We start from the raw sequence: 9538 nt of genomic DNA, 5'->3' as shown, positions 1-9538 counted from the left end.
ATCTCCCTGACCTGCGGAATATCAAAAGGAGCAAGTCTCGCACCGCAGCTCACAAGGATGGATTTCGCGGTCTTGCCTGCTGCAAGGCGATATTTTGCATACTGCCTTACCGCAAAGTGATCCGGATTTTTCTCGGCAAGTTTTTCAAACAAGATATCCACTGCATTTTTAAATGATTCATCATCTTCCCTTATCTCCATGGAATTGATCATCTCAACAAGAGTGTTGAAATTCCTCTCCTCTTCAGGAGCCTCATAATATATGAGACCGATAAGTGCTGTATACAGCAGTTTTTCTGCCTTCTCCCAAAACGGATCTCCGGGAGTTCCTTCACCCTTTGTATTTGCCATGAGTGTTGTCACGAGCTTTAATATGTCCGTCTCAGAATGTATATATTCAAACGGATTGTATCTCATGCTCTTTTTGAAATTGATGGTATTGAACACTTTTATCCTGTACCCTGCCTTCACAAAGGCATTACCAACTTCCCCGATCAGCGTTCCCTTTGGATCTGTTAAAACATATGAACTATGCATCTGGAGAAGATTTGGTTTTATAAAAAAACGTGTTTTACCTGAACCGGAACCACCGACAACAAGTACATTTTTATTTCTTGCATACTTTGGTTCCTTGCTCAAACTGAACTGTTCTCTTCTTGAATCAAGTATACGAATAATTGAGATTTTATCATCAAATCCCTTTCTCAAATATCTGCTCTCAAACTTCCTGGCATCTCTGATTCTGATCACTTCGCCATCAAGCATTTCCTCGCGTTCGAATATCAGTAAGTGCTCGTCTACCAGAATATCAATAATGGCATTTTCTGCAGAGCCTTCACATATGCATGCTTTGTACTTGCTTAGTTTAAGTTCCATCACACATCCCCCTTAAACATAAGCTGATATACTGTTTTTAAGCTGCATAAACGCTTCATATGCAGGTGTTGTTCCCTCGAGAAGTCCACTTTGGTATGCATCGCTTCTCTTGATATCATTTCTATTAAGTTTTTCCGTCAGGCTCTGTAATTCTATTCCATCCTTATTTCTTGTAATGTAGATACTATCATTTCTATCATATTCATCAAGAAGTTCAGGATAATGCGTAGAGAATATCAGGACCGCGCCGTGCTTATTGAGCTTTCCATCCATAAAAAATCTCATAAGCGTTGCTACTATTTCCTTATTAAAATGGTTTTCAATCTCGTCTACGACCATGTACCCGCCTTGCCTTAATACTTCCATTGCTTTTGTAAAGACAATTATTCCTTTAATAGTTCCAGATGAAAGATAATTCTCAAGTTCTCTGGAATTATTGAGCAATATCTCATTCTGATTTTTAAATTTCAAATGAATCAGTTCTTTTCCATTTTGAGCTTCGAACGACAACTGCTCTACAGTTGGATCCAGGAATGCAATCACCGGAACAGGAATTGTTTCAGATGCAGGCAACACATTCACATTTGTAAATGAAAGCATATCTTCTATAAACATCTGATCCTTATTCTTCTTATTTAAAGCAATGATGATACTCACATCATCAGAAAGGAATTCCTCATCATCATGCCTTGTGGCAATCACCATGGAATCATCAAATTCTTGCATTGCTTTTCTTGTTTTGATAAGTTCAACCTGCTTCTTCCACAGTTTCTCATCAGTTATAATATATCTTCCATCCTTACAACTTATTGATGTCGTCAGTTTATATAAGCATTTCTGAGAGTAAAAACATATTGTAATCACTGCATCACGCGTCTTTCCAAGAATGTCCTTAACCTCAATATGATTAATGGGCTCATTGTTTACAATACCAAGCGCTAAAAGAATCAGCTTCAAAACAGATGTCTTACCTGATGCATTAATTCCTATAATAGCCTCAGTAGGATTAAGGTAAACATTGCTAAATAAGTTATGCAAAACCATCTTATCGTCTTCAGTTACTCTCTGGGTAGCTGTAAAACCTATTTCTATCCCGTTTTTAAATAAAGGAAGACCTTCTGCTTTTATGCTTATTATTTTCATAGCCAATCACTCCCGAAATTTATTCTCGTTTTTTACGTTAATAATTTCTTTATAGCTATATTATATTGGTCATCAAGGAAATTATCAACATGAATCTCGTTAATAATTTTCATGGAGGGTTGCATTTGACCTGCATATTACAGTATATGAGCCGAGCGGCTTTATTTACCATATGACCAGTAAAATCTTAGCCGCTCGGCTTATTTTTATACTTGCGCTATTATCATTGGCTTATATAATCCTTCATATTCCGTTCGAAAACCTTATAATTCCTATCATCATTCGGGCTGCAATATACTGCAAACTCTATGTTTTTAAAAGACTGAAGATAGTTTTTGATTACATTCTTTGCTGCCAATGCAACAACTTCCGGTTTATTCTGAAAAGCTCCACAACCAAATGCTCCAAGGATTACTGTTTCAACACCATTTGCGGCAGCAACATCCAATATGCGAGTAAGTCTCTGTTCATGTATCTGCAATAATTCTTTATCGCTTACCTTAACAGGCCTGGATCCATCTCCGCTGTTATACTGATTTGCAGGCACTGGTCGTAGATTCGGCGCTGCACATGTAATCACATCTACATCATACCAACACTTTTCATCCATTGTTACTGGATTGGCCGTATCAGACTTGAACACGGTAACCCCCGGTGTATAAATAACATCATTATTATGGATTGGGTTCTTCTCTGCCCTATGTGGATAGTAGAACCCTTCCATCATTTCCTTTCTATTCAGGCAAAAGTACAGTGTAGAACATCTGCAGAGGCATTCTTCCTGCGCGCTTGAGCCTTTTACCACGCCACCGCCTGGATTAGTTGCAGATGCAAAGTTATGAACCGCTATTTTTGTTCCTTTATAATCAGCTGCAGCCTGAAATGTTCTCTTTTTAGAGACAACAACCTTTGCCGGAGTATCATAATGGTTCAGCCCTTCTTTGGGAACTTCTGCATCTGTTAATATTAACTGCTGATCCTTAACAGACATAGCTATAGAATCAGAAAGCTTTTTATTCTGATGACACAGCCTATCCGTATCTTCAAATATCAGCACATTTTCATTTCTTCCCATAATTATCCCCTTTTCATTATTTCCAATCTCAACTTTGTCTCTTCAAGAGATAAAGATTCTATCACTTTGCATCAACCAGTTCCTCTTCCAACAAGCTCGCAGGTTCTCCTTTAACTCGTTCTACAAACCTTACTTCTTCCGGGGTTAGGGCAGAAGCATCAAATGTCTCTTCTCTTTTTTTCTGCATCATCCTGAACCACAGTGTACTCGTGATCGGGCAATCGCCACATGTTCTTTGACTCAACACTCCAAAGACGCCTATATGAGGCGGATAATCCCATCCATTATTAAATGCCTGCTCCGCAGTAATATACTCTTTCTTTCCACAAACTTCACAGTAGTGCCAGAATGGTCTGGTATTCATAGATTCAAGAAGCTGCTTTTCTTGTTCTTTTCTTTCTATTACTTCATGAAAGCTTTCTGCTTCCTCCTGCAGCTCCTTTCTGGCCACATCTACAATTTCCGGTCTGGGCTCATCCATTCTTTTTTGGCATCCAGAGTCAGTAACTTCATGCCTGCTCATGACCTTATACCTATTCTTCCGTTTATAATCCATTCGTATCGGCATAATCGTTCTCCCAAACAAAGAATTTCTTGTTTAATGTCATTGTCCTTTGCCTAAATTAATTACTCCTGCCGGGTATAGATCACCATCAGGAAGTATCGGCTTTTTCTCTTCAACATTTTCTTCTGCCACTTCTTTCCTATCACCTGGCTCCAACCGGATTGTCCCAACATTAGTACTGGCATAAAGAACTACATCGCCGATATTTTCAATAAAAAGTGGATATCCACCCGTTCTCAAAGCATAAAATTCTATATTTTGAAAATGAGGGAAGTATCTCAAATCAATACTTTGATCTTTTGTTCCAACAAGAAAGCTGTCCTGGAAAGTGCCTACATGCGGCCAGCCTATGTATTCTAACGGTTCACTTGTCTCCGAGTCCAAAGGCACATAATAAAGCGAGTGAAAATAGTATTCGCTGAAGTTTGACAACACAAGAAGGACATTCCCGGGGTCAATAGTGGGATAATCTATAGCATTCTGATATCTCTCCTTTATTCTTTCATATTCTGGAATAATATCCGAAAACTCTTCCTGCTTCTCGAAATCGCAGTATGAAAGCGGGCAATGATACACACTGTTTCTAGTTGTAACAACTAATTCTTCTGCAGCTTCATCAACATGAACTGCCCTTACTTCTGACGAGTGCATGTCTATAGCATCCGGAAGTCTCTTGTGGCCAGTTACTATGCCATGAGCTATATGGTACGTGTTTCCATCTCCGTATTTATGCTCGTCAATATGCCAATAATGCAACTGGAGCCTTCGGCCATCACTGTTGGAAACCAGATTCATAATGTACGATTCAATAATGTCCCTGCCCAAATCTTCAAACGAGATGTCTTTCAATGGATTATTGTTTATTCCCATCTCAATCTTTTTGTCGTCATAAGAAAAATACAGCTTTGTAACAAATCCAAAATCTCTAATAACTCCGTGAACGTCATATTTTTCTGAATAAACCGGTACCTCATTTCTGATCAATGTATCTGACATTACCTCACCTCCGGTATTACGTATCCATGTATAGGAACATGAAAGGTATTACGCAATCTCAGATTACACAATCTGATGCCATATTACCTGATATAACAATGATAGATTTCATCAAAGTAGTCATGATACTCTCCACGTCTATCATGATTTCCGAGAAGAAGGATTTTTTTCCTAACCTTAAGTTCCTTCAAATATTGAGGTCTACCCACATCTCCAAGGCACACAAAAGTGTCGTTCTTCATGATGTTCCTATTGATTATTTCTATCTGTTCCTGCGGAGTAATCCAATTTGGATCCATGAGCTTGCAATCTTTATCATCAAAATGCATATCCGATAGAATATAAACGGATCCGTTCTCAGACCAATTTCTAAAAGGTTCATAAAGTGTCGATATCATTCTGGCTCCTCCTCGCATTATCATTAACTGTTTTAGATTTTATAATCGCGGGGACAGGAGTCGAACCTGCTATCTCAGAGGTTATGAGCCTCGAATGGTAATTCCGTTCCACTCCCCCGCAATATAAACGACTCTACAGAGAATCTAACTCTTATCTCCGGATAGACAGTCCGGCATATTAGCCTTTATACCATAGATCCATGTAAGGCCGGATGAAGGATGTGCGCCTTCCTCTGATGATTACAGGTCACCTGCATCGCTATCTATGCTTATCCGGCGTATGGTTCCGATAACAGGGATTGAACCTGTGGCTTCTTCCTTGTAAGGGAAGCACTCTCCCAGCTGAGTTATATCGGAATGGACCGCACGGGAATCGAACCCGCCATCTCGAGTTTGCAAAACTCGCGTCACCCCATTGCGACTTCCGGCCCAAGTCGCAGAAAGCCGTGCCTGTGGCCTCCTGCTTTATTAAGTTGTTTTGCATTCAGAAGTAAGGAAGTGCCTGCTTTCTCTCTTCTGAAAGCTCCATGTCGGTGCTGCCCCGACTTCCTTAGCTTGGAAGGCTAATACACTAGCTGATGTGCGAATGGAGCTGATCGGGCAACCGAGAATCGAACTCGGATCAGATGCTTATAAGACACCGGCTCTCACCATTGAACTATTGCCCAATATCAATTTGGGTATTAAAAAAGGACCCATCCTCTTGGACAGATCCTAAAATTCTACAGTATATTCCGGTGTGCCTGTTTACCAGCCTAACATCGGACTTTACCATCTGTCCTAAAATATTTTTCTATGCCAAAAGCACGGCCTGATGTTCCTAATACGGGCGCATCAATAACAAACGTATCGACTGTGAAGTCATACGCTTTTGTCGCGGTTATGCCTATAAGATTAGAAATCATCATCTGTCTCATTGAAAGCTTTTTACCTTAACCTTTCTTAATATTTCTGATAAACAAAAAAGGAAGCGCTCGCATATTTATGTTGATGTTTGCATCAAAATAAATAGGACAGGCACTTCCTATGTACTTACATTAACATCATACCGTATATTTGTAAAGCACTTTTTTTAAAAAACAAAATACCTGAAATTGGGATCGAACCAATGGCCTTCTGCGTATGAAACAGACGCTCTTACCAACTGAGCTATTCAGGTAAAAAGCGGATACAAAGGGACTTGAACCCACAACCTCCCGGTTAACAGCCGGGCGCTCTGCCGATTGAGCTATGTATCCTTAGCTGCGGTAGTAGGGTCGCAGGCATCCGGGGGATGCCACGCTTGCGACTCCGAGCTCTGCGCAGGGAACCTACTACTTCCTGAGTCAGAGTCAGGCGCTCTACCAATTGAACTATGCCGCATTAGTGCTGCCACAGGGAATCGAACCCTGAACCTATCGCTTAAGAGGCGAGTGCTCTACCAATTGAGCTATAACAGCTTAGTGCTGCCTATGGGATTTGAACCCATGATCTACGGTTTAAAAGACCGTTGCTCCACCAACTGAGCTAAGACAGCATAGTGGGCCCGGGTGGAGTTGAACCACCTCGCAGGGATTTTCAGTCCCCAGCTCTACCAGTTGAGCTACAGGCCCTTAGAGACAAGGATGGGAGTCGAACCCATGCTCCCGGAGTTGCAGTCCGGAGCCTTTCCAGCTTGGCTACCCTGTCTTAACTACGGTACTCAGATTTGAACTGAGACCACCGGAATCAAAGTCCTGCGGGCTACCATTACCCCATACCGTAAGATGCAGTCTTACTCGACTGCAATTATTCTTTCTATAGGAACTTCAAGGTATACAGAAAGAGCCACCATCCTGTCAACGCTCGGAAGCACCTCACCTCTGATATATCTGTAAACAAGAGATGTGCTTGTCCCGAGGTATTCCGAAACCTCAGTAACTGTATGTCCGTTTTCTCTGATCAAATCTCTTATATGTGTTCCTGTTCCTTCGATATCAATTACTGGATAATCCATTTTTCCAATCTCCTTTTTCGCATAAAAAAACCACTTAACCTTTGCAAGCTAAGTGGTTACAGATCTCATCGACCTCATGTATTTTAATGCTCCGGATTATCCATCATTTTCTGGACCCAGGACCACTTTCCACCAACTTGCAATTTGCATAACTAACAGAGCACTTCTGATTTTTGCAGAACTGCATAAACTGTTTGTTATTAAATTGCTTGTTGATAGTTACGTAGTACATCTAAAATAAATCCTCTTAACTTTCTGCTGCTCTCTTGCAGCTCTCTTTTTCTGTTCTGTTTGTATTATCGTCCCTATAGACCATTTTGTACAGTGTCATCGGACGACACTTCTCCATTGGCCATTAAGTCAAAGTACAGACATCCTGACTCGAACAGGAAATACCTCCGTATCAGAGAGGCGTGATAACCAATTTCACCATATCTGCAAAATATCCCCTGCAGGACTCGTACCCGCGTATGTGAGATTAGAAATCTCATGCCTTTTCCACTTGGCGAAGGGGATATTAGTGTTCCTCAGGCGACTCGAACGCCTAATTCCCGGTTCGTAGCCGGACAGTTTCTCCATTAGCTTAGAGGAACATAGCGCCGTGAACAGGGATCGAACCTGTCTTCCCGTGAAGGAAACCGCTGATTAGCAATCAGGTGCCTTACCGCTCGGCCACCACGGCTAAAGCGCTGCATGAAGGAGTCGAACCCTCTCTCCCGTAAAGGAGCCAGCGGTTTTCAAGACCGCGGCAATCCCGTTCTGCCAATGCAGCTTGAGCATAACCCGTAGGACTCGAACCCACACAAACTGTTTTGGAGACAGTAATGCTACCATTACATCAGGGCTATATTATTCTTTACACCTCTCTTTCCTCGTTATTTTTGTCGGTTATTCATGTATAAAAATCTTCTGCCTCTGGCAGAAATACAGGCGGTGGAATTCGAATCCACACATTAACGAGGTTTGAGCTCGCCTCCTCTTCCATTTGGGATACACCTGTGTAGTGCAGGATATCAGATTCGAACTGATACGAGCTAAGCCCAACTGGTCCTTAGCCAATTGCGTCTGCCGCTTCCGCCAATCCTGCAAGTACGCCCTAAGAGACTCGAACTCTTACGCTTTCGCAACAGATTCTAAGTCTGCCGTGTCTTCCATTTCACCAAGGGCGCAGATGTGACCGGCGAGACTCGAACTCGCAACCAACAATAGGAACAGAGACTTAAGCTCTGCGTGTATACCAGTTCCACCACGGTCACAGATAATTCAGTTGTAAGCTCCTAAGTCGGAGTCGCAATAATCGTGTCATGTCTTTTCTCCTATCAAATAACTAAGTGGGCAAGATGGGTGTCGAGCCCATTACCTCCGAAGAGAACGGATTTACAGTCCGTCGCGTTTGCCGATTCGCTACTTGCCCTGATGATCCCCGCCGGAGTTGAACCGAGCATTTCAGCCTTGAAAGGGCTGTGTCCTTGCCATTTAGACGAGGGGACCATATGCGGAGCTGTTTTTAGTCACAGCTCCTTTATTCTATTTTTCTTTCAAGCACCTACCTGTGCCTGAACTCCATTGTCAACGATGATTATGTCATCTATTGGAACATCAAATACCACCGCCAGTACAACCAGGTTGTCTATCGTTGGCATTGCTGTGCCGTGCTGCCACTTGTATATAGCTTGCGGTGTTGTGAAACCAAACAGCATCTGCAGATCCTTAACAGACAGTCCGGCATCCTGACGCAGCTTTGTTATGTTCCTTCCGGTTGCCGCCATATCTATGGCAGGTATTGTTACCATTTCTGCTCCTTTCCGCTTATTGCATGAAAAAACCGCCCACCTTTTTCACTTAAGGTAAGCGGTCGCTAAAACATGTTAATTTATATGCCAGACCCTGGATTTATTCTCACTGAGTTTGCCTATCAACAACATTTTCTCGCAATTGCCTACCCTTAAATGAGTACATGAAATATAATCCCCACTCTGATCTTTTCAGGAGTGATGATTCATAACTTTCATTATTGAGGCAATAAATTCGATTCATTGTTGTTGTCATGTCTCTGTTTTTCCTTTCCGGGAGCAGATTATTTTTACTCCGCTTATCTCTTTCTATATCGAATAGTAACACTAAAATCTTTAGCCGTCTATTATACTCATAGTATAAAGTCATTCAAGAACCATATTTAACTCCATGATGTCAGGATAGCCCCTTCCAAAATGGCTTATCTAAATTTTCGATTTTTCAGTATTTTAGCCGGTTTCCCTGTTTTTAAATACCAAGAAATCATCCATTTTGACGTTATCTAAATCAGTTTGTCCAACTAATATTCATCTGATCCACATTTCTTGTCCTTGAATATAAAAACGCACCTAATCCGCCCATAATAATTGCAACAATAGCACTTCCAAGGATGGTCAATCTATTGAAAAGACACGCATTTCCATTGCTATCTTTTATATCAGGAATACTTTTTAAGTTGTCATATTCTTTTCCCAGCCATTTCCCCATAGGGTAATC

9 protein-coding genes and 22 tRNA genes are annotated in these 9538 nt (G+C 41.4%); all 31 read right to left on the bottom strand.

All coding sequences use genetic code 11. The features are described from left to right. On the bottom strand, positions 1 to 875 hold an 875-nt coding region (locus tag G586_RS23270), incomplete at its 3' end, for a VirD4-like conjugal transfer protein, CD1115 family (protein ID WP_196811615.1). Between the two features lie 12 nt (positions 876 to 887). After that, positions 888 to 2018 (bottom strand): AAA family ATPase, encoded by a 1131-nt coding sequence (locus G586_RS0114815; protein WP_026528359.1) that lies wholly within the window; start codon positions 2016 to 2018, stop codon positions 888 to 890. Positions 2019 to 2241: 223 nt separating this feature from the next. Then, complete coding sequence (locus G586_RS0114810) at positions 2242 to 3093, bottom strand: TIGR02452 family protein (protein WP_026528358.1); 852 nt, start codon at positions 3091 to 3093, stop codon at positions 2242 to 2244. A 61-nt stretch (positions 3094 to 3154) separates the two neighbouring features. Then, a complete protein-coding gene (locus tag G586_RS25105) occupies positions 3155 to 3661 on the bottom strand; it encodes a hypothetical protein (RefSeq protein ID WP_051204823.1) in 507 nt (168 codons plus the stop codon). 36 nt (positions 3662 to 3697) lie between these two features. Continuing rightward, positions 3698 to 4654, bottom strand: coding sequence for a hypothetical protein (locus G586_RS0114800; RefSeq protein ID WP_026528356.1), 957 nt, complete (start codon positions 4652 to 4654; stop codon positions 3698 to 3700). A gap of 83 nt (positions 4655 to 4737) precedes the next feature. Next, positions 4738 to 5052: a metallophosphoesterase gene (locus tag G586_RS0114795; RefSeq protein ID WP_026528355.1), complete on the bottom strand. Its 315-nt coding sequence runs from the start codon at positions 5050 to 5052 to the stop codon at positions 4738 to 4740. Positions 5053 to 5097: 45 nt separating this feature from the next. Then, positions 5098 to 5173, bottom strand: a tRNA-Met gene (locus tag G586_RS26260). Between the two features lie 160 nt (positions 5174 to 5333). Further along, positions 5334 to 5409, bottom strand: a tRNA-Val gene (locus G586_RS0114790). A 1-nt stretch (position 5410) separates the two neighbouring features. Then, a tRNA-Ala gene (locus tag G586_RS0114785) sits at positions 5411 to 5483 on the bottom strand. A 165-nt stretch (positions 5484 to 5648) separates the two neighbouring features. Further along, positions 5649 to 5720: transfer RNA gene (locus G586_RS0114780), tRNA-Ile, on the bottom strand. A gap of 417 nt (positions 5721 to 6137) precedes the next feature. Further along, positions 6138 to 6211, bottom strand: a tRNA-Met gene (locus G586_RS0114770). 6 nt (positions 6212 to 6217) lie between these two features. Next, a tRNA-Asn gene (locus G586_RS0114765) sits at positions 6218 to 6290 on the bottom strand. A gap of 4 nt (positions 6291 to 6294) precedes the next feature. Continuing rightward, positions 6295 to 6414, bottom strand: a tRNA-Gln gene (locus tag G586_RS26255). Between the two features lie 4 nt (positions 6415 to 6418). After that, positions 6419 to 6491 (bottom strand) — tRNA-Lys (locus tag G586_RS0114760). Positions 6492 to 6495: 4 nt separating this feature from the next. Continuing rightward, a tRNA-Lys gene (locus G586_RS0114755) sits at positions 6496 to 6568 on the bottom strand. Positions 6569 to 6572: 4 nt separating this feature from the next. Continuing rightward, positions 6573 to 6644 (bottom strand) — tRNA-Phe (locus G586_RS0114750). A 4-nt stretch (positions 6645 to 6648) separates the two neighbouring features. Then, positions 6649 to 6720, bottom strand: a tRNA-Cys gene (locus G586_RS0114745). Between the two features lie 4 nt (positions 6721 to 6724). Then, positions 6725 to 6795: transfer RNA gene (locus G586_RS0114740), tRNA-Gln, on the bottom strand. Between the two features lie 10 nt (positions 6796 to 6805). Beyond that, complete coding sequence (locus tag G586_RS23265; protein WP_035773399.1) at positions 6806 to 7027, bottom strand: helix-turn-helix domain-containing protein; 222 nt, start codon at positions 7025 to 7027, stop codon at positions 6806 to 6808. Between the two features lie 366 nt (positions 7028 to 7393). After that, a tRNA-Ile gene (locus G586_RS0114725) sits at positions 7394 to 7466 on the bottom strand. 4 nt (positions 7467 to 7470) lie between these two features. Then, positions 7471 to 7543, bottom strand: a tRNA-Arg gene (locus tag G586_RS0114720). 81 nt (positions 7544 to 7624) lie between these two features. Beyond that, positions 7625 to 7709 (bottom strand) — tRNA-Ser (locus G586_RS0114715). A 5-nt stretch (positions 7710 to 7714) separates the two neighbouring features. Then, positions 7715 to 7799, bottom strand: a tRNA-Ser gene (locus G586_RS26250). Between the two features lie 5 nt (positions 7800 to 7804). Then, a tRNA-Trp gene (locus G586_RS26245) sits at positions 7805 to 7875 on the bottom strand. A gap of 156 nt (positions 7876 to 8031) precedes the next feature. Then, positions 8032 to 8114 (bottom strand) — tRNA-Leu (locus G586_RS0114710). A gap of 3 nt (positions 8115 to 8117) precedes the next feature. Further along, positions 8118 to 8196 (bottom strand) — tRNA-Leu (locus G586_RS0114705). Positions 8197 to 8199: 3 nt separating this feature from the next. Next, positions 8200 to 8283: transfer RNA gene (locus tag G586_RS0114700), tRNA-Leu, on the bottom strand. A gap of 76 nt (positions 8284 to 8359) precedes the next feature. Further along, positions 8360 to 8441: transfer RNA gene (locus G586_RS0114695), tRNA-Tyr, on the bottom strand. Between the two features lie 3 nt (positions 8442 to 8444). Then, positions 8445 to 8518: transfer RNA gene (locus G586_RS0114690), tRNA-Glu, on the bottom strand. 47 nt (positions 8519 to 8565) lie between these two features. Beyond that, positions 8566 to 8820 carry a helix-turn-helix domain-containing protein gene (locus G586_RS0114685; protein WP_026528354.1) on the bottom strand — a complete coding sequence of 85 codons (255 nt, stop codon included), beginning with the start codon at positions 8818 to 8820 and terminating at the stop codon, positions 8566 to 8568. Positions 8821 to 9328: 508 nt separating this feature from the next. Beyond that, positions 9329 to 9529 carry a hypothetical protein gene (locus G586_RS0114680; protein ID WP_026528353.1) on the bottom strand — a complete coding sequence of 67 codons (201 nt, stop codon included), beginning with the start codon at positions 9527 to 9529 and terminating at the stop codon, positions 9329 to 9331. Between the last annotated feature and the right edge of the window lie 9 nt (positions 9530 to 9538).

The organism is Butyrivibrio sp. VCD2006, from assembly GCF_000423925.1.
GTDB lineage: Bacteria > Bacillota > Clostridia > Lachnospirales > Lachnospiraceae > Butyrivibrio.
This window is presented reverse-complemented; position numbering and strand designations above follow the sequence as displayed.